Source organism: Segatella oris (assembly GCF_900637655.1).
GTDB lineage: Bacteria > Bacteroidota > Bacteroidia > Bacteroidales > Bacteroidaceae > Prevotella > Prevotella oris.
Window position 1 is genome coordinate 1,394,134 of the sequence record NZ_LR134384.1, and the last position, 20,367, is coordinate 1,414,500.

Below are 20,367 nucleotides of genomic sequence, written 5' to 3' on the forward strand. Positions count from 1 at the left end.
GTCAAAGATGAACTTAATGCCTTTTCGCTCGGCATTAACCTGCAACGTGGCATTGAAAGTTTTTCCACTCTTGGCGGTCATGCCCTCCACCTTCACAGCCTTACCTTCCACAAGGTCTTTATACTGTGCATCGGAAAGGGTAATACCCTTGATTTCCTTGGGGATATTCACATGGTCAGCACGCAGGGCTATAATTTCGTTGGTCTGCGGATCGATAGAGACGTAAGCAGAAAAAGGCTCAGCGTTCTTGAGTGTTACTTCGATAGTTTTACCGAGATTGCCCGTAGTGAGAAGTGCCTCCTTTTCTTCGGGAGAGAACTTGTAGCCCATATAGGAAAAGTCAAGCTGTGGTTCTTTTCTCAAAGGATGAATTGCCAAACCGATATTGCCGCTATCGTCTGTGCAGAAAGCAAGGCGAGCTTCGGTGTAGATAGTCGTGTCGCCAATAGGTACGGCAATCGTCAAGAGATTGCTCTTCTGCCAATTGAGCATCTTTTCTAATTCTCCACTCTGCTCCAATCTCTCACGGGAAAGACCGAGATCGTCGAGTTGCTTCCAATCAACCTTCGACTCATCGATGGCAGTAGCATTCTTCTTGGTCTTTGATTTTTTCGTCCATATTACAATGTTTTTAATGACATTAACAGCGGTGCACGGACAAAGGAAAATCAAAGAAATAGTATGTGTTAGCAATTGTAGATAACTGCGTACTTGTAGCGTTGATATGGATGGAAATGGTAAAAAAGAGGTATGGTTCAAATACCATATCTCCATATTTTTCATTGATTAGGTTATTGCATAGACAGCAATTTGCAGTACATTCCGTTTTTTGCTGCAAGTTCTGCATGCGTCCCGTTCTCTACAAGGTGTCCCTTGTCCATCACAATAATTTGATTAGCATTACGGATGGTTTGCAAATGATGGGCAATGACCAAGACTGTGCGATTTCGGATAAGGGCAGACATTGCCTGTTGTATCTTATATTCATTGACAGGGTCAACATTGCTTGTTATCTCGTCCAAAAGAATGATGGGAGCATCTTTGAGGAACGCACGGGCGATTGAAAGCCTTTGTTTCTGACCTCCGGATAATCCCAAACCGTTTTCTCCGATTTTTGTTTCATAACCTTCCGGCAGATTGATGATAAAGTCGTGTATCATCGCCCTACGTGCTGCGTCTTCGATTTCTTCCTGCGTAGCATGTTGATTGCCTACTTTGATATTATTGGCAATGGTATCTGAAAAGAGAATAACATTCTGCATCACCACACTGATTTTACCGAGTAAATAATCATAGTCCATTTCTCGAATGTCTATACCACCGATACGGATACTGCCGATCTGCGGTTCCCAGAAACGGAGTAACAGGTTGGTAATGGTTGTTTTACCTGAACCTGACGAGCCAACAAGTGCCGTTACCGTTCCTTCGGGAACATGGAACGTGAGATTTTTCATCTCAAAACCTTCCTTTTCATAATGGAAATCCACTTTGTCAAAGGAAAGATTGAAATGGGTTGCTGTTTTCGGCTGTTCAGGATTGGTGATAACAGGAGCATTCAATAAATGGGAAATGCGTCCGTAACTATCTTTTACCTTGATATAATTCAACCAATGATTCTCCATATTGACAAAAGGTTTGTAGAATTCTTTTGAGACGATGATAAACATTAAATAAGCGAAAATAGAAAGTTCCCCCTGCTGTGTCCACCAAAGACCGATTGTAGCCATCAGAGCGAAAGCCAATTCTATCAGGAAAGTGTATCTGCCCACACTCACAGCTGCCAAACGAGAAGTATTCTTACTGCTTTCTCCAAATTCACTGACAGAGTGGTAAAGTCTGTCACGGAACATTCCTTTTCCTCCAAACACTTTCAAAACCGGAATGCCCTTGACGTATTCTACAAAGAGGCTGACCATATCAGCCAGATTGTCCTGAGACTCTTCCTGTGCTTTCATTCCCGAGCGAATGCCCCGATACAGAGAAAACAGGGCAATAGGAAGAATGGCTACCATTGTCAATCCCATGCGCCAGTCCACACAGAACAGTCCGATGCCAAGTATCAGAGCTACAATGAAATCAGCAGACATCCGTGTCCATAGATGTCCTACTACCATTTCCATGTTATCCACGTCTTTGTGAATGACTGTACTTATCTCTCCCAGACGCTCATTGGTATAGAAACCGAGTGAGAACATTTTCAGTTTCAATATGATTTTCTCGCGGATACGTTCCACAAGATCAAATCCGGCAAAATGCTTGCTCATATCGGCAATGGCATTGGATAGGGTTTTCAATACCAGCAGACCGCCAAGTAACCATGCTGCCGAAATGAAAGAGATGCTTTCTCCTTGTATATGACGGTCGATAAGGAACAAGACGGTTAGCATGATTGCCGTGCCACAAAGAGCATAAACCACGAAAAACAGTGCAGAGATAATCAGATGCCGCACTCCGCGAGCGGTCAATTCATTCAATATATTGCGTACCATTGTTTATACCTCCTCTTCTTTCAGTTGCCATTTACTTACTTGTTCTTGCGTCTCCGTCATATTGCGGTACAGAGAACAGTCTTTCATCAGTTCTTGGTGTGTTCCTTTTGAGACAACCTGCCCTTTGTCCATCACAACAATACGCTCCATATCCTGAATCGTATTGAGACGGTGAGCAATGGTAATGACGGTCTTGTTGCGCTGCAATTCGTCAAGAGCTTCTTGGATTAGTTTCTCATTCTCTCCGTCCAAAGCAGCGGTGGCTTCATCGAGAATAACTATTGGAGAGTCTTTGAGCAACATTCGAGCAATGGAAATACGCTGTTTTTCTCCGCCAGAGAATTTTATGCCGGCTTCGCCTGCCAGCGTATCATAACCATTCGGCAAGCCCATGATAAAATCATGAATACGAGCACGCTCTGCTGCCGTTTCCACTTCCTTTTGTGTGGCGGTAGGTCTTCCAATACGGATATTATCCCGAATGGTTGTGTTAAAGAGAAAAACCTCCTGCTGTACCATCGAAAAATAATCAGCGATATTACGTTCGGAGAGTTCCGTAATATTCTCTCCTCCCAATCGGATAGTACCTGTTTGGGGGTGCCAGAACCCCATCATCAGACTTGCCAACGTGGTTTTTCCCGACCCTGACTCGCCGACGATAGCAGTATGGCTTCCTCTCGGAAATTGAAGACATACATCTTTCAACGCATTGTCTTTCTTGTTTGGATAGGAGAATGTAACATGCTCGAAACAAACATCCGTCTGTGTCGTATCTGTTTTCTTGTCCGCAGTTTCCTTTGTCTGTACCTCTGTAATGGACTGTACTTTTGCCAACGACTGACCATAGATGATTCGGAAATGTTGGAATGTAGCCAACTTAGCAAAGGAGGACGAGAACAATCCGCCCAATATCAAGGCAAGGATAAAACGAGCTACAGTTAATTCGCCCGAACTCATCATCCATAGTCCAATAAGAGTCATTACCACGATACCACCTTCTAAGAACATCGTTATCAATGTCATGGGAACGGTAACGCTAAACATGCTCCGCTTTACCCAACGGATGTAGTTGCGCATACCACCAAGTACCTGTTCCGTTCTGTTTTCCTCGTTACTGAAGGCTTTGATTACCGATATGGTAGCCACATATTCTAAAAGGTCTTCCGATATTTTTTGCGTACTTTCCATAAAGTGTTGAAAGCTCTTTCCCCAAAGTGTTTTGACAGCCATTTGCAGAAGAAATGCCACAGGCAAAAGAGAAATGAGCGACAGCCCCAAACGCCAATCTAACACCATAATGATTACCCAGAGTAAGGCTGGAAAAAGCGTAGCCGAAAGGATTTCGGGTAATCCATGTGCTAAATAAATTTCAATTTGTTCCACATCGTGGTTAATAATATTAACCAAGTCGCCAACTTTCCGTTCTTGAAAGAAACCGAGCGGCAAGCGTTGCAGATGACTTATGATACGCAACCTCAATCGTGTAAGGGCATTGTAAGCCGACCGGTGTGCGCGCCAAATCGAGGTTCCATAGAATACGCCTCTAAGCATTGCCAACAGTATCATTATTCCTCCAATACCCCAAACTATTATGGGAGAGAGTGTACTATTCATCAACTTGTCAACCGTCCACACTACAAGCAGTATAGGGAGTGTGCCTAAAATAAGGTGCAATATAACCACAGCATTGGAGAGCAGGCTACGACTCTCCCGTTCCTCATCAAGAGGTCTGACTTTTTGTTTATCCATATATGTGTCGTTTTGATTTTTTTCTGCTGCAAAAGTACGGCAACAAACAGGGATAAAATAACCCCGATAAGCATTACACTGCCCCAAAACAACAATTTGCTCGCATATAAACACAACAGGGGTATAAGCGTGTATAATAGGGTTATTTGTTTGCTCGGAAGGTAAGTACCTTTGCACAGAATCTCACAAACAAATATGATATGTCAATCAGCTCAATAGTCCATTTATACAAAAGAATGCTTATTGTCGACTTTCTTTCGTTGTGGTCTTTTCCTATGTTTGCACAACTGCAACCAACAGAAGTAAAAGTTATTGATTCAGAAAATGGGAACAGTATAGAATTTGCCGCCGTACAATGGAAAGCTTTGAATGCTCCAACGTACACGAATGGTACGACTACAAACAGGAAAGGTATTGCAAAACTAAGTGCATCAAGTAATCAAATACTTATGCTTATGGTAAGTTATGTCGGTTATCAGACCATTACCGATACGATTACTGCAAATGGGAAGCGTTATACCATAAGACTACTCCCGGAATCAACAGAGCTAGCAGATGTAGTCGTAGTAGGAAAAACAAGAGCACAAATACTCAGAGAGTCGCCTGAAGCAGTTTCTGTAATAAATGCAAAAGAACTTCAAGGCAGATCTATTTCGTTAGAAACCGTTTTGAATAAAACCATAGGTTTGAAAGTTGGGCAGACTGGCGGTTTGGGAAGCAGTTCGAGAATTATTGTTCATGGATTGGAAGGAAACCGCATTCAAATCTTATGGGACGGAATACCAATGAGTACTTCTGACGGGGCTTTTTCTCTTGATGAAATTCCGATAGACATTATAGAAAGAATAGAAGTCTATAAGAGTATCATACCCGCCCGTTTCGGATGTGATGGATTGGGAGGAGCCGTCAATATCGTTACTAAAGAGTTTAGTACGGATTATTTAGATGCCTCGTATGAATTCGGATCTTACCAAACACACAAAGGAAGTGTCTTCTCTCGCAAGAATTTTCCAAAGAGTGGCATTCTACTCGGTGCGGGAGGTTATTATACATCTGCAAAGAATGACTACTCTTTCAGAGTTCCCGAGAGAGAAAATTTGTTGGTAAGACGTGACCACGACCATTTTCGTTCGTATATGTTGAAGGGAAAAATTGCTTTCACGAAACTTTGGTTCGATGAGATTAGTACCGAGGTCGGGTATTACAATCGTTTCAATGAAATCCAAGGTATCTTAAAAAACATACAACATGCCGAAAACCAATCAGGAATGTTTATGTTGGAAAACAAATTGATAAAAAGCGGAATGCTGAACGACCGCCTTAATTTTGAGTCCCATTTCTCCCTTTCACATACAACAAACAATTTTGTGGATACGGCACGAGTTAATCACGATTTCGAAGGAAACATATATCCGAGTCCGAATGGACAGGGAGAAACAGGGGATGTTCCTCACAACTCGAATGACAAAGGATTGGAAATCAATGAACGTATCAATTTTGATTACAAGTTGTCCGCCAATCACAGTTTGAATCTGAACACACTTATTAACTACGCCAGAAGACAACCGAGCGACAACATTGCAAGTCAGCATGCAGGTTTTGTTATCGGAGGATTTCCCAGTAAAAAGACCAGTTTCATTTCGGGGTTGACTTGGGAGTCAAAACTCTTTGATAAGAAACTGACGAATATGCTCTCCGCAAAGTATTTCCACCTCCATTCCGAGATAGAAGATTTGACTTCATACGAGATGATTGAGGCTCCGAAAAAAAAGAACAATACGACCTCACAAATAGGCTGGATAGAGGCTATAAAATACGAGCCCTTCAGAGGTTTTCACTTGAAAGCATCTTACCAGCGGGCAATACGCCTTCCCAATTCACAAGAACTATTCGGTGATGGTATCATCACCTTTCCTGCAGCCAGATTGAGACCAGAGAAAAGCCACAACTTCAATCTGGGGTTCTTAATAGACAAAAATGATGTCCTCGGATTATCGCGATTGCAGTTTGAAGTGAACAGCTTTTATATGCAGGTAAGCGATATGATAAAACTGATGAAACAACACATGGCAGCCGGATATGTAAACGCAGAAAAGGTACATATTAAAGGTATAGAAACCGAAATAAAATTAGACATATCGCCAACGGTCTATGCTTACGGAAATCTAACATATCAGGATGTGCGTGATGTCTTGAACTATTTACCCGGTACCCAAGCCCCCAATCCGACAAAAGGATTGCGACTACCGAACATTCCCTATTTGTTCGCCAACTTCGGGGCGGAGTATCACAGCAACCGATTATTCAAGAATTGGTATGTCAAGGCTTTCTGGGACGGCAAATTTACTGAGGAGTTCTTCTACTTCTGGGAACTTACCGAATTACAGAAACGACGTATTCCCCGCAGTTTCGTCAATGACATGGGGCTATTGTTGACCTACAAAAGCAAATATTCCGTAGCCTTGGAATGCCATAATATAATGAACAAAGAAGTTTGGGACCAATTCCGCCAACCATTGGCAGGACGGACACTTCACCTCAAATTCAGATATGTCTTCTCAAAAGGAATTTTCTAATTTAACAAATATAAAAAGATGAGTACAACAATTTTCAATCGTATAGCTTTTTCTGCTATGCTGGTCGGCTTCATAGGGCTGACATCTTGTAACAAAAATGATGAACCTACGCCTACTCCTCAAGAGGTTCAGCAACATTTCACCTTTGTGCATTATGTGGACAAAAGTGCTTATGTAGGGACATTCAGTGATTTGACTCCTCAAGCAACCGACAATAAGAAAGCATTTGAATTCGGGTTCGGTTGCTATCTCTTTGCTAAGGGTAATACAGTGCTTGTACCCGAAGGGAAATTCGGGGATAAGATACATAAGTTTACAAGAGGTGCCCATGGAGAACTGATAAAAGCAGGTACTATGACATTTGAACAGATGGCTCAACCCGGAGAAATTAACTTCGTTGATGAACAGCGGGCATACGTTGCTTTGCACGGACGTGGAAAAATTGCGTTAATCAATACTTCAACATTGCAAAAGGAAGATGAAATTGACCTCTCGTCTTATGCGGTTCAAGACAACAATCCTGATCCCGGCTGTAATGTCATCCGTGATGGAAAGATGTATGTTGCCCTCAATCAGCTCAATTCGCCTCATACCTCCGTACCGGGTACTGGAGCAGAGGTTGCTATCATTGACCTCAAGACGAAAAAGACTGAAGTTATCAAAGATAACCGCACAAGTGTTGTAGGATTGTTCCGCCATTCTGACGCATTCATAGACGAGCGGGGTGACATCTACTTTTACAGTGCGGGTAACAACTTCAATGTTGCCAATAAGGAAGGTTTCCTGCGTATCCGCAAAGGAAGCGACAAATGGGATAGCGATTATCTGTTCAACCTATCGAAGACAACCATAAAAGGAATAGGCAAAACAGGGCAGTATATGATTAAGTCTTTCTATGCAGGTAATGGTATTGTGTATAGTTGCGTGAAAGTAACGGATACAGAATTTGGAATACTCAAGAAAGACTTCCAACCTGTGAAAATCGACATTTGGAACAAAACCATCGAAAAACTTGATTTGCCAATGACCGACAGCAATGGCTCTTTTGCTATAACTCGCTACAAGGACTTCATCGTCTTTGGAATGATATGTAACAATGGTACGGGGTATTACACATACAATACCAAGACAGGCGAATGCTCGCAAAAGCCAATTGTTACTGCCATAGGAGTTCCTTCAAGTTTAGTCGCATTTGAGTAAACTCTCATTAAAAACATTTCTCATGGAGCTATTGGTTCTTTTTTGAGAGTAATACGGATAAAAACTTGCAATAATTCAAGTTTTTATCCGTGTTTGTTTGTAACTTTGCAAAAAGACATGATAAAATGACCATAGAATTTTGTGCAATTAATAAGCCTGAAGATTGGATGGAGATGGTTGCCGAACAATTTGGCACATCAGTAATAAACGATGGATTTACCATTCCTTCTTCTATTGGTAGTGGATTCTTCAAACAATATTATCCTCTGCCATGGCTAACATTGACTTATATCAGTTTCGTAGCATACGAGCCGATAACTATGATACGTCGCTCGGTAGAAAACTCGAAATGGATTCCTGTCATGTTCTATATCAATGAGCATAAACACGAGCAGATAATTGGAACAAGTACAAAAACGGTCGGAGTGGACACACTCGATGGCATTTTCATGCCTTCAAGTAGCATCCCGACTGAGTGGAGTTTTCCTCCAAAGAAACGATACGAAAATATTACACTGACTTTCAATAAGGATTGGATTGAAAAGATTGATGCAGCACATGAAACCTATATCGGTCGGCTTCTCCAATCGGACAAGGCTTTTTATTTGTTTGAGACCATTACACCTGCAATGCAACAGGTCTTGGATAACATTAAGTCTATAACTGAAATCGACAATCCTTTTTCAACGCTTCATTTGCATGGAAAAACTATGGAATTACTGACAATGTTCCTTGAAAAGCTCGAAAAACGTTCGGAAGTAAAATCTCTTGCCAACCTAAACTTGAATGATGTTGAATCAATATTCCGTGTTCGTCGCCAGATTCTTCAAAGTCTTAGTAATGTACCGAGTATTCCCAAATTGGCGCATGAAGCCAATATGAGCAGTTCCAAATTACAAAAGTGCTTCAAGCAGGTTATTGGAAAAGCCATCGCAGAATATGCCCTATCCGAAAAGATGGAATGGGCAAAACGACTGCTTTCCACTCGCCTCTACTCGGTGTCAGAAGTAGGCTATAAAGTTGGATATACTAACCTCAGTCATTTCACAGAGGCTTTCTGCAAATATCACAGGATGAAACCTAAGCAATATCTTGATTCATTATAAGTTTTACACAAATATTACTTGCATTTTGAGGGTTATTTTGCCCTAAACAATCTTTCGAACTTAGCCTGCAAAAACATCAGGCAATGAAAATAACGACATTTAAGTTTCATTTTTTTGCCGGAGTAACAATTTTATCATTGTCTTCTGGTATTTCTGTTTATTATTTAGTCGAACTCTTGTATGCTCTCGATACCTGCAATTGTATCAGCAATGGAGAAATTGGTATGGAGGAATTGGCACACACTCTCTGAAATCTTCGGAGTGGAGATAAAGAACTGCTACAACGTATATATGAATATAAAGCATCGCAAAGATGACAGTCGCACTTATTTTTTTGACGAACTCCGTGAAAAAATCAATAAGCGGATGGTGGGGAGCGACCTGAAAGGCGGCAAGTTCAAGAAGTAGTAAATCAAAAGGGAGATATTCCGACTCTGGAATATCTCCCTTCATTCATTCTTTGATAAGCACTTCCAACTTTTTGGCTATATCCTCTGGGGTTGGAAGCACTTGTTTCCGTATTTAATGCATTATGAGAAAATAGGCTATAATATTAATATACTCAATTTTGAACGAAATCGTTGTGAGATTTACAGAGATCATACCTTTGATTCTTATTGGGAATAATCAAATCCATAATTAATGATGTATAGATGAAAGGATTACATTTTGATTAAATGAGCAAGTTTCGGATCATTCTTAATACGCATAATCTCTAAATCAACTAACGAGAGAATTTCTTCCTTGACTTTGCGATAGTTAGCTTCGATGGTCTCTTTGAGATTATCGGAGCCATCTTTATTTGTAAAGTCTACTATCACAGGTATGGGCTGATAGGCTTTCATCTCCGCAGAAACCTTTGCACTATCAACTACTATCTCTGCATGGAAAATCTTTTGGTCGATGCGTTCATCGAAGTTATCGGACACAGCCCCTACAAACATTCCTTGCGTAAGGTTGCTGATTTTCGATGCAGGGATAAGACTGTCCATCTGTGTGGAGATAGACGTAGACTTGTCGTTGCGGTTGATGGTCATAGATTGGCGTTGTTGAAGCACCTTACCAAATCGCTCGGAAAGTGTTTTAGCTGTTTCCCCAACTACCTGCCCGGAAAAGACATTGCCCACAGTGTTCTGTATCACCTTACTCTCTTTGTCGCCATAATCACGGGTAAGTTGTGAGAAGTCCTGAAAGCCCAAACATACGGCCACCTTGTTGCTTCGTGCAGTAGCTATGAGGTTGTCAAGCCCACGAAAGTAGATAGTCGGCAACTCATCGATAATCACTGAGGATTTGAGTTGCTTCTTCTTGTTGATGAGCTTCACGATACGACTGTTATACAGACCAAGTGCTGCAGAATAGATATTCTGACGGTCGGGGTTGTTACCCACAACAAGGACTTTCGGCTCATTGGGATTGTTGATATCGAGTGAGAAATCATCACCCGTCATCACCCAATAAAGGGCAGGGCTTATCATACGGGATAGCGGTATTTTGGCACTGGCTATCTGTCCTTGTAGCTGATCCTGTGCTCCACCTTCCCAAGCATCCATAAAGGGGGAAAGGTAGTTGGCAAGCTCATCGTAGGAAGTGAGTATCGGGAAAATCTGTGCATAGGGACGGTTCAAAAACTCGATGGCGTGAGGGAATGTGCAGTACTTACCATCCTCATAGATTTTCAAAAACCAAATGATGGCCGCAAGCAAGATAATCGGTGACTCCACGAAGAAATCTCCCTGCTTTTGTATCCACGAGCGGTTCAGATTGAGCATGATGGTGTAGGCACTCTCATAGGCGTCCGATATATCCGTCATAAAGACAGGATTGATAGGGTTGCAGCGATGGCTCTTGCGTGGGTCGTCGAAGTTGATTACAAAGAACTGCGGTTTTACCTTATAGGCGTCCAAATGCTGGAGCAGGTGATTATAGGCTATCTCGGAAAGGTCGGGAAACTTGTAGTCATAGATATACATCGCAAAGCCTTTCTCTATCTGCTGCTTGATGTAATTGTTTACGATGGCGTAGGACTTTCCCGACCCCGGTGTTCCAAGTATCATCGAAGCACGGAAGGGGTTGACTACGTTTATCCAGCCATTATTCCACTTCTTCTTATAGTAAAAACGTGTAGGGAGATTGACAGAGTATTCATTCTCCATCAACCTTGTTTCTTGCATAAAACTTTCATTTTCTGTATTGAACACATCGTCCATCAGGTTGTTTTTGAGTAGTCGGCTCATCCATACACCACCCATCAGCAGGCAGATATAGCCAACAGAAAGCGTAAAGATATAGAGTGAAGCTGCACTCACCTTTCCGATAGGCAATGCCAACAGCCACCAGTTGAGAAAGAAAAAGACAAAGCCTGAAAAAAGCACTGTCCAAATCTTTGGCCACGTGATTTTCTCTTCCTTTACTCCCTTTGTGCCAAGACAGGACAGTGCAAGGAATACCACACAAAAGAGTTTCGTCCAAAGTATGGACGAAAATAAGCCCGCCGTGCGTTGGAAATTCATCAAAATCTTGTCCACTACAGCTATTGTAAAGTGCCATGTATGGAAAGCTTCATAGCAGAACCAATAACAGTTAATCAAGAGGAATATCACCGATATGCCCCGCATAAAGTCCATAACTTTTCCCAATGCCCTTAAATCATCTTCTTGTGCCATTACAGTTTTATTTAGAATATCGTTTGAATACTATTTGAAAAGTTTTTGAATATTATTTGAACAGTGTACTTAGCGCTTCCTGCGTTTAAGATTTACCTTATTTTGTCTGCGGAGCTTACGCTGCCACGCCGCCTCCTTCCAATCATCGTTGCCCGTAGATAGGAATGAGCCATCTGCCATACTTTCGATAAGTTCATCGACAAGGTTGTCGCTTTCCTCCGTATTTGGCTGCGAGGGTTGAACGGTTGCCGATTGTTCCAAACGGACAGACGGACTGCCATACAAGGTTTCGTCCAAGAATGGGTTATGGGCAGGATTGGAGAAATAACCATTGAATATATTAGCGGCATATCCCTTGCCCAATCGTGAGCCATTAAGAGCAATGCCCTCCTTGTCGTCAATGAACGTGATGCCATATATTCGCCCGCTTTCGTTCTTTCGGATAAACACACACAAGCCTTGTTCCTCCAGTCTTTGCTGAAGTTCTTCCTCTGTCTTTGGAGAGGTACGCATTGTTTGTAACACCCTGTACCTTATGATTGATATCAATGGCTTGATAGCTTGTTTGGACTTCTGCATCCTGTTCTGCACGGCTGTATAGCCCACACCACGTCCAATGTCCGAGGCGTGGATAGGGCTGCTTACCTTGTCTCCCTTATCATCTGTTGGGACATAGACAAGTCCATCGTATTTCTTTCCCCGAAACTCCGTCTTCACTTCTTCTACAGCAAGGTTATATTTGTTCAGAATGGCATTCAGTTCGCCCAATGAACAGAACTTATAATGCTTAAGCACCATGCGGATAACGCTTGCCACCTGCTCCTTGATGTTTCCTCTATCAATATCCACCTTGGGCGTTTCTGTTTCCACCTTACCGCTAACCTTTGAACTTGGAATGAGATTGTACTTCCTCTCCAAGGTATCAGTAATCTGCTTGCTCCTTCGCTTTTCAAATTTATCGTTGATTTTCTTTCCTTCACTATCCACCCGAAGCGATACGATGTGTATATGCTCACGGGCGATGTCGTTGTGCTTGAACACGATATAAGGCTGTTTGCCATAACCAAGTGCTTCCATATACTCCTTGGTAATCTGCATAAGCGTTTCATCGGATAGTTTTTCGTCCGGGTGCGGATTGAGCGAACAATGGAACACCGTCTTCTTCGTTCGGCATTTTTTAGGTATCAAAGCCTGCATATCGGCCAGTACATCCTCCATCGTGTAATTACCATCGTTGCTTTGATACAGTTCAGCGGCAAGAAGGATGCTCGCTTCTCCTTTCTCCACTTTCTTGAAGTTGTAGTCGAGTGCCCCTCCAAGGTTCTCAGTACTTGAAATCTTCGCTATCATTTCTTACGGTAATCTATGGTAAGACTGTTAGCCTGTTCCTGCAAGACAATGATTTGAGCAGACAATTTCTCCAACTTTTCAAGCAGTATCTGTGCAGTTTTTACGCTGTGATAGCTGTTGATGGCACGCACGGTTTGGTTATATAGTACACCAATCTTATGAATTTGTGCCGTCAGTTCCGAGAGTTTTCGATAATATTCCACGGCAGATTTATCCACCGTAATCACTTTGAAACTCTCTCCAAGAATACGACCACGCACAAAATCCGACTTGGTCTGCGCACCCGAACGCTGAAACAAATCAATTGCCCTTTGCTGGTCTTTCGGGTTGGGAAGACGAGTGTCCCATCTGTCCCATCGTTCAATCCTGTCATTCATTGTCTTTCCTTATTATAAGTACGACTTTGGAGTAATTCATCTCCCCTTTGGGGCAAGGGTCTTTGTCGGCAAAAACGCAGTTTGTCGGACAAAGACACACCTTGCCAATATCAAGAGTTGATACGATTGAAGTATCCACCCTTTTGGGGTGTCTGCTTCGGGATATTACCTCCATGTGTTATTCTCGCCTGCAAAGTTACGGCGAGTTTTCAAATATCTCATTATCAGTGATGTTCACTCTTTTTCCTTGCATTTCCTTGTACTTCTATCGCATAGAAATATCTATCGAAAAAGCTTTTATTTTGCAGATAAAACGAACGTGATATCGTTCGATAGAACTATTTAAATAACGATATGACGAACTCTATTTCAATCGTTCAATATATCGTCAGATAGAACTATCGAGATGTCGATAAATCGACAAATAAAACGATAGAGACTTCGGTATTTCGACAGATAAAAGAATTAATAATTCGCTGTGACGATTATTCTAACGAACTACCATTCAAATTATAGTTTAAACGATTAAAATATCTATAGTATGGAACAGATACAAACATCGCCCATATTCCTGGGCTTTTCCTCTCAAAAGGGAGGTGTTGGCAAAAGCACTTTGGCTGAGATTGTCAGCAGCATTCTTTACTACGAAAGAAATATCCATCTTTTTGTAGTAGACTGTGACTTGTCTCAGGACTCATTCTATAAACTCCGTGAAAGGGAAAAGGCTTGCATTGAAAGTGATCCACAGCTTTCTAAGCAGATGAAGCAACATTTCTACTCTTTGAAGCGTACAGCCTATCGCATCCTCAAGGCAGACCCTAAGGAGGCAATAGAAAAAGCTAACGAGTATATCCGTAAACATCCGTCTGAGCGGTTTGATTTGGTTATCTTCGACTTTCCTGGTCATGCTGGCACAAGTGACCTTTTGCAGCTATCACTGGAGATGGACTATATTCTTTCACCTTTAGAGCCTGACGTTCAGTCAATGGTTGCCTGTCTTACCTATATCAAGGCAGTAAATGACTTGGGTGTATCCATGTCAAGTGTCCGTATCAAGGAGGTCATTCTCCTATGGAACAAGGTTGACCGAAGAGTTAAGAACACGCTCATAGAACACTATAGTAGGTATATCAAGAACGAAGATTACACGCTACTTAATCAGCATGTCTATGCTGCTCACCGCTTCAGCCATGAACTGGAGCAATACGGATTCCGTGGAGTATTCCGTTCCACTTACCTACCTCCCAATAAGGCTTTACGAATTGGGACCGGCATTGAAGAGCTGACAGAGGAATTACTTACCCATATTCAAATTAAATAAGACAGCACTATGGCAAGGATACAGGAACAACGGCAGAGATTGGAAGCCAAGCTTAAAGAAATGGCAGAAGACGGGGTGATGAAGACACCACCCAAGGAAACAGTGGCTTTTGACCCTCCTGATGAGGAAGAGGATATGAAAACCGAGGTCAGTACCAACCAAAAGGAAAACCAACATCTGGTAAAGGAGCTTATGTCTACCTCGGACGATAAGCAGGACAAGACCTTGTGTAAAAGCCACGAGAGAGGAAATGAGAGAAGTGCGGAAACACCTCGGATTTCTTTAGAGGACTACCGGACACGCTATTTATACTCAATCCGCCTTCGGGAGCGAACCAATTTTACTATGAGTGCTGATACACTCCAAGTGCTGAGAAACATTTTACAGGACTTGGGAGAGCGGGTATCGATGGCTTGTTATATTGACAATATTCTCCGTGAACACCTTAAAGAACATAAGGAACTACTCAATAATGCTACAGCAAAGCATCGCCGCAAGGTGGCAATAGACTTTTGAACATAGAATAAATGACAAACAAACATCACCATTATGCAAACAATACTATTCAACATTCTCCTGATTTTGATAATAGTATGGGTGTTCATTGGAATACTCTTCCTTTGGCAGCAGTCCCGTATAGCGTGCCGCAGATTGGAGAAAGCGTGCGAGAATAAAAATGAGCAGAAACAAAAGCAGAATGTTTCTTCTGTTACGCAAGACCAGCTTGAACAGGCACGTCAAGTGCTTGTCGGTAAGAGTAAGTCATATAGGGAAGGCTATGACGAAATCTCAAAAGACATTACGACAAATTCTCAAAAAATCCCTGATGTTCCCGATACTTCATCAAAAGAAAAACCAGCTGATAATCCTAATACCTTTGTAGAGAAAAACTCATCTGTATCCGAAGAAATAAAAGAAGCGGAAGGTACAGAAGAGGACAATGAAATGCAGGTTGACTACACAATGGACGAATCTGACGAAGACACTATTATCCGTGAGGAACTGCAGATTGCAGACAATTCCTTACCTGAAGTTTCACCATCGGCTATTCTTACAAGAGACTTGTCCCGTGTAAACGGCTGGCACAGCAATGACGATGTACTCAATGAGGAAAACGAAACTGACGTTCACGAAACACTGCAAGCAATACGAGGCACACAGCTCATGGACTACATTAAGGAGGCAACGCTTAAGCAGGAGAAAGACCATCAAAAGCTACTTGCTGCCATTCGCAAGGCGGAAGAAGCGGAATTAGAGGAAAGTAATATAAGCTCTTCTCCTGATTCTGAAACAGACTCAAACATAGAGAGCTGCAACAACGATGTTACGGAAGATGACGAACGTCCACTTTCATACTATCTGTAAAACTATTGTTTTTGTTCATATTGTACAGTGTTCGAGGGGTGGCTCAAAAGTAAAACAATCAACCAATATCAGTCATACAATAAAACCGAGTCACCCCTTACCACCTCTATCTAAAAGAAAATAATTCATTTAACAACATAAAATAAAAAGAACAATGAACAACAAAAAGAAAATCACAATGCTGTTCCTGCTGACGGCTACTGCCATAGGAGCATACGCACAAGGCAACGGCATGGCGGGTATCAATGAAGCCACAAAGATGGTAACAAGCTATTTTGATCCCGGAACGAAGCTTATCTATGCCATTGGTGCTGTGGTAGGTCTGATTGGAGGTATTAAAGTCTATAACAAGTTCTCAAGTGGTGACCCCGATACGAGCAAGACCGCAGCCTCTTGGTTCGGTGCGTGTATCTTCCTCATTGTGGCTGCCACTATCCTGAGAAGCTTCTTCCTGTAAGGCGATGGCAGCATTTGAAATCAATAAGGGTGTAGGCCGGACGGTAGAGTTCAAGGGCTTGAAGGCACAGTACCTCTTCCTCTTTACAGGAGGGCTGCTGGCTGTCTTTATTCTTGTAGTCATTCTCTATCTCTGCGGCATCAGTCAGATAGCCTGTCTTGTCATAGGTGTAGTGGGTGCCAGCCTTGTGGTATGGCAAACGTTCACCATGAATAGAAAGTACGGGCAATACGGGCTGATGAAAAAGGGAGCAGTGCGTATGCACCCACGCTACCTTGTGAACCGCCGTACGGTCTGCCACCTTATCCGTAACCTTCAACCAAAGAAAGCAAAGAAATGAGAAACAAAAGCAAGATAACGACCCTTGAATCAAAGTTCCCGCTGCTCTCCATAGAGCAGGGCTGTATGGTGAGCAAGGATGCCGACATTACGGTGGCTTTCCGTGTGGAATTGCCCGAACTCTTTACCGTTACCTCTACAGAATACGAAGCAATGCACTCTGCTTGGCATAAGGCAATCAAGGTGCTACCCAATTACAGCATCGTACACAAGCAGGACTGGTTCATTAAGGAGGACTATCAAGGAAATCTCTCCGATGACGGACTGAGCTTCCTTGCCCGTTCCTCTGAACGGCACTTCAATGAGCGTCCGTATCTCCACCACTCAGTCTATCTCTTCCTTACCAAGACGAACAAGCAGCGTATGGCACAACAGAGCAATTTCTCTTCGCTCTGCCGTGGACACCTGCTGCCCAAGGAAATCACCAACAAAGATGAGGTGATGAAGTTCATGGAAGCCGTCGATCAGTTCGAGCGCATCATCAACGACACCGAGCAGCTAAGGATTGTCCGCATGACAGAGGAAGAGTTGGTTGGCACAAATGAAAAGGGTGGACTCTTGGACCGTTATTTCTCCCTCTCGGAAGAAGGACACGCGTCTTTGGAGGACATCCGTCTGGGCGCAGACCTTGTGCGTGTGGGCGACAATATGCTTTGTCTACACACACTCTCCGACACGGATGACCTGCCGACAACGGTCAGCACGGACAGCCGATATGAACGACTGTCCACCGACAGAAGTGACTGCCGTCTTTCCTTTGCCTCTCCCGTAGGGTTGATGCTACCCTGCAACCATATCTATAACCAGTATCTCTTTATCGAGGACAGCGACGCCAACTTGGAACGCTTCGAGAAGCAGGCAAGGAATATGCACTCGCTGGCACGCTACAGCCGTAGCAACCAAATCAACGAGGAGTGGATACAGGAGTATCTCAATATTGCCCACTCGCAGGGATTGACCTCTATCCGTGCTCATTTCAATGTACTGGCATGGAGCAGCGATAAGGAAGAACTTCGCCAGATTAAGAATGACGTGGGCTCTGCACTTGCTCTTATGGAATGCCATCCTCGCCACAACACCATTGATGCGGCAACGCTCTACTGGGCAGCCATTCCCGGCAATGCGGCAGACTTTCCAGCAGAAGAGTCATTTTATACTTTCATCGAGCCTGCCCTCTGCTTCTTTACGGCAGAGACGAACTATAAGGACTCGCTCTCTCCCTTCGGTATCAAGATGGCAGACCGCCTTTCAGGAAAGCCCGTCCACTTGGATATATCGGATTTGCCGATGAAAAAGGGAGTCATCACCAACCGTAACAAGTTCATCTTGGGACCTTCGGGTAGTGGCAAGTCTTTCTTCACCAACCACATGGTACGCCAGTATTACGAGCAGGGGGCGCACGTCCTCTTGGTTGATACAGGTAACTCATATCAAGGCTTGTGTGAACTTATCCACCGCAAGACCAAGGGTGAGGACGGTGTGTATTTCACCTATACCAATGAAAATCCGATATCCTTCAACCCTTTCTATACGGATGATTATTTCTTCGATGTAGAGAAAAGGGAGAGTATCTGTACGCTACTGCTTACACTTTGGAAGAGTGCAGATGAGCATATCACTAAGACCGAGGCTGGCGAACTTGGTTCTGCTGTAAACTCCTATATTGAGCTGATATGTGCTGACCACAGCGTTACACCCTGTTTTAATACCTTCTATGAGTATCTGCGGGACGTGTACCGAAAGGATATGGAAAAGCGTGACATTAAGGTAACGCTCTCAGACTTCAATATCAATAATCTCCTTACGACACTCAAGCAATACTACAAAGGCGGTCGTTACGACTTCCTTTTGAACTCGGACAAAAACATCGACTTGCTCAGTAAACGCTTTATCGTCTTTGAAATCGACCAAGTGAAGGATAACAAGGACCTCTTTCCTGTGGTAACGATTATCATCATGGAAGCCTTCATCAACAAGATGCGAAGACTCAAAGGTATCAGGAAAATGATACTCATTGAAGAAGCGTGGAAAGCCATTGCTTCGGCTAGCATAGCAGACTATATAAAATATTTGTACAAAACGGTGAGAAAGTATTTCGGGGAAGCCATTGTCGTGACGCAGGAGGTGGACGACATCATCCAATCACCCATTGTCAAGGAGAGCATCATCAACAACTCCGACTGCAAGATACTGCTTGATCAGCGCAAGTACATGACCAAGTTCGACGGCATACAGGCTATGCTCGGCTTGTCCGAAAAGGAAAAGAGCCAGATTCTCTCCATCAACCAGAACAATGACCCGAACCGACTCTACAAGGAAGTGTGGATAGGGCTGGGCGGTATGCAGAGTGCCGTCTATGCCACGGAAGTGAGCATGGAGGAGTACCTCACCTACACCACGGAGGAAACCGAGAAGGTGGAGGTGATGAACAGGGCGGCACAGCTCGGTGGTGATATCGAAACGGCTATTCGTCAGCTTGCACAAGAGAAACAGGCTGCGCGAAACCGTTGACCGGACAAAATTTATAAAGGATGTACTAATTTAACCAAACGTGTCCAAACAATTGGATTAGTTTGTCCAACGAATTGGACAGGCGTGTCCAAAGACTTGGACTAACTTGTCCAACTTATCTATATAACAGCAAGCTGAATAGACATCCCTTAGTGGACATTCAGACAAACATAGTATTCACATCATAAACAAAAAGAACAATGAGAACAAGAATTTTAATGCTGCTGATGGGCACCGTCCTTTTATTCAGCGGAAAGGCCCACGCACAGTGGGTGGTGACTGATCCCGGTAACTTCGCCGGCAACATCGTCAATTCGGTCAAGGAGATAGCCACCGCCTCCAAGACGGTGAAGAACACCTTGGACGGATTCAAGGAGGTGGAAAAACTCTACAACGACACCAAGAAGTATTACGATGCGCTTAAGAAGGTGAACAATCTCATCGGAGATGCCTACAAGGTCAAGGAGTGCATCCTGATGGTGGGCAACATCTCGGAGATTTACGTCACCTCGTATAAGAAAATGCTCTCGGACAAGAACTTCCGCCCTTCAGAACTTGCTGCAATGGCTTCGGGCTATGCCAAGCTTCTGGAGCAGAGCGGTGAGAGTCTCAAGGAACTCAAGTCCATCGTCAAGTCGGGTGTTCTCTCGATGAACGACCACGAGCGTATGCAGGCCATCGACCGTATTTATACCACGCTTAGGGAAAACCGTTCGCTCGTGTCGTATTACACAAGGAAGAACATCTCCGTAAGTTACGTCCGTGCCCGTGAGAAGAACAACCTTGCCTCTGTCAAGGCGCTCTACGGCAATACGGCAAGCAGGTATTGGTAATTAAGTTATTGGTAATTGGTCATTCATA

The 20,367-nt window shown here is 43.2% G+C and carries 15 protein-coding genes and 2 pseudogenes; 11 read left to right on the forward strand and 6 right to left on the reverse strand.

Annotated elements, in window-relative coordinates; genetic code table 11:
* The 3 genes and pseudogenes from EL210_RS05655 to EL210_RS05665 form a co-directional block, all read right to left on the reverse strand.
* Positions 1-597 (reverse strand): annotated as a pseudogene (locus EL210_RS05655) (DUF3945 domain-containing protein); the annotation flags it as partial.
* Between the two features lie 194 nt (positions 598-791).
* Complete coding sequence (locus EL210_RS05660; RefSeq protein WP_018919973.1) at positions 792-2,489, reverse strand: ABC transporter ATP-binding protein; 1,698 nt, start codon at positions 2,487-2,489, stop codon at positions 792-794.
* 3 nt (positions 2,490-2,492) lie between these two features.
* The gene (locus EL210_RS05665) at positions 2,493-4,238 is read right to left on the reverse strand and encodes an ABC transporter ATP-binding protein (protein ID WP_018919974.1); all 1,746 of its coding nucleotides are present in this window, start codon (positions 4,236-4,238) and stop codon (positions 2,493-2,495) included.
* 200 nt (positions 4,239-4,438) lie between these two features.
* Here EL210_RS05665 and EL210_RS05670 point away from each other — a divergent pair, with 200 nt between their 5' ends.
* The 4 genes and pseudogenes from EL210_RS05670 to EL210_RS05685 form a co-directional block, all read left to right on the forward strand.
* On the forward strand, positions 4,439-6,814 hold the full coding sequence (locus tag EL210_RS05670; RefSeq protein ID WP_025879506.1) for a TonB-dependent receptor: 2,376 nt from the start codon (positions 4,439-4,441) through the stop codon (positions 6,812-6,814).
* Positions 6,815-6,832: 18 nt separating this feature from the next.
* Positions 6,833-8,014 (forward strand): hypothetical protein, encoded by a 1,182-nt coding sequence (locus EL210_RS05675; RefSeq protein WP_018919976.1) that lies wholly within the window; start codon positions 6,833-6,835, stop codon positions 8,012-8,014.
* Between the two features lie 125 nt (positions 8,015-8,139).
* Complete coding sequence (locus tag EL210_RS05680) at positions 8,140-9,120, forward strand: helix-turn-helix domain-containing protein (protein ID WP_018919977.1); 981 nt, start codon at positions 8,140-8,142, stop codon at positions 9,118-9,120.
* A gap of 164 nt (positions 9,121-9,284) precedes the next feature.
* Positions 9,285-9,528: pseudogene (locus EL210_RS05685) on the forward strand (RteC domain-containing protein); the annotation flags it as partial.
* A gap of 254 nt (positions 9,529-9,782) precedes the next feature.
* Here the strand turns inward: EL210_RS05685 and mobC are convergent.
* The 3 genes from mobC to EL210_RS05700 form a co-directional block, all read right to left on the reverse strand.
* Positions 9,783-11,786, reverse strand: coding sequence for a conjugal transfer protein MobC (gene mobC / locus EL210_RS05690; protein ID WP_018919978.1), 2,004 nt, complete (start codon positions 11,784-11,786; stop codon positions 9,783-9,785).
* 69 nt (positions 11,787-11,855) lie between these two features.
* Entirely contained in the window at positions 11,856-13,136 is a 1,281-nt protein-coding gene (mobB, locus tag EL210_RS05695) for a conjugal transfer protein MobB (RefSeq protein ID WP_018919979.1), read from the reverse strand.
* On the reverse strand, positions 13,133-13,513 hold the full coding sequence (locus EL210_RS05700) for a plasmid mobilization protein (RefSeq protein ID WP_018919980.1): 381 nt from the start codon (positions 13,511-13,513) through the stop codon (positions 13,133-13,135). The genes mobB and EL210_RS05700 overlap by 4 nt, the downstream gene beginning before the upstream one ends.
* Positions 13,514-14,054: 541 nt before the next feature.
* Between EL210_RS05700 and EL210_RS05710 the strand changes: the two genes are divergently transcribed.
* The 7 genes from EL210_RS05710 (at position 14,055) to EL210_RS05740 (ending at position 20,339) form a co-directional block, all read left to right on the forward strand.
* The gene (locus EL210_RS05710; protein WP_018919982.1) at positions 14,055-14,834 is read left to right on the forward strand and encodes a ParA family protein; all 780 of its coding nucleotides are present in this window, start codon (positions 14,055-14,057) and stop codon (positions 14,832-14,834) included.
* A gap of 9 nt (positions 14,835-14,843) precedes the next feature.
* Positions 14,844-15,350 (forward strand): DUF3408 domain-containing protein, encoded by a 507-nt coding sequence (locus EL210_RS05715; RefSeq protein WP_018919983.1) that lies wholly within the window; start codon positions 14,844-14,846, stop codon positions 15,348-15,350.
* 33 nt (positions 15,351-15,383) lie between these two features.
* Positions 15,384-16,199, forward strand: coding sequence for a hypothetical protein (locus EL210_RS05720; RefSeq protein ID WP_018919984.1), 816 nt, complete (start codon positions 15,384-15,386; stop codon positions 16,197-16,199).
* 154 nt (positions 16,200-16,353) lie between these two features.
* Positions 16,354-16,656 carry a DUF4134 domain-containing protein gene (locus tag EL210_RS05725; protein ID WP_004365152.1) on the forward strand — a complete coding sequence of 101 codons (303 nt, stop codon included), beginning with the start codon at positions 16,354-16,356 and terminating at the stop codon, positions 16,654-16,656.
* Between the two features lie 4 nt (positions 16,657-16,660).
* A complete protein-coding gene (locus tag EL210_RS05730) occupies positions 16,661-16,996 on the forward strand; it encodes a DUF4133 domain-containing protein (protein ID WP_018919985.1) in 336 nt (111 codons plus the stop codon).
* Positions 16,993-19,506 (forward strand): TraG family conjugative transposon ATPase, encoded by a 2,514-nt coding sequence (locus tag EL210_RS05735; RefSeq protein WP_018919986.1) that lies wholly within the window; start codon positions 16,993-16,995, stop codon positions 19,504-19,506. Before EL210_RS05730 ends, EL210_RS05735 begins: the two co-directional genes overlap by 4 nt.
* A gap of 200 nt (positions 19,507-19,706) precedes the next feature.
* Complete coding sequence (locus EL210_RS05740) at positions 19,707-20,339, forward strand: DUF4141 domain-containing protein (protein WP_025879505.1); 633 nt, start codon at positions 19,707-19,709, stop codon at positions 20,337-20,339.
* Positions 20,340-20,367: the final 28 nt, after the last annotated feature.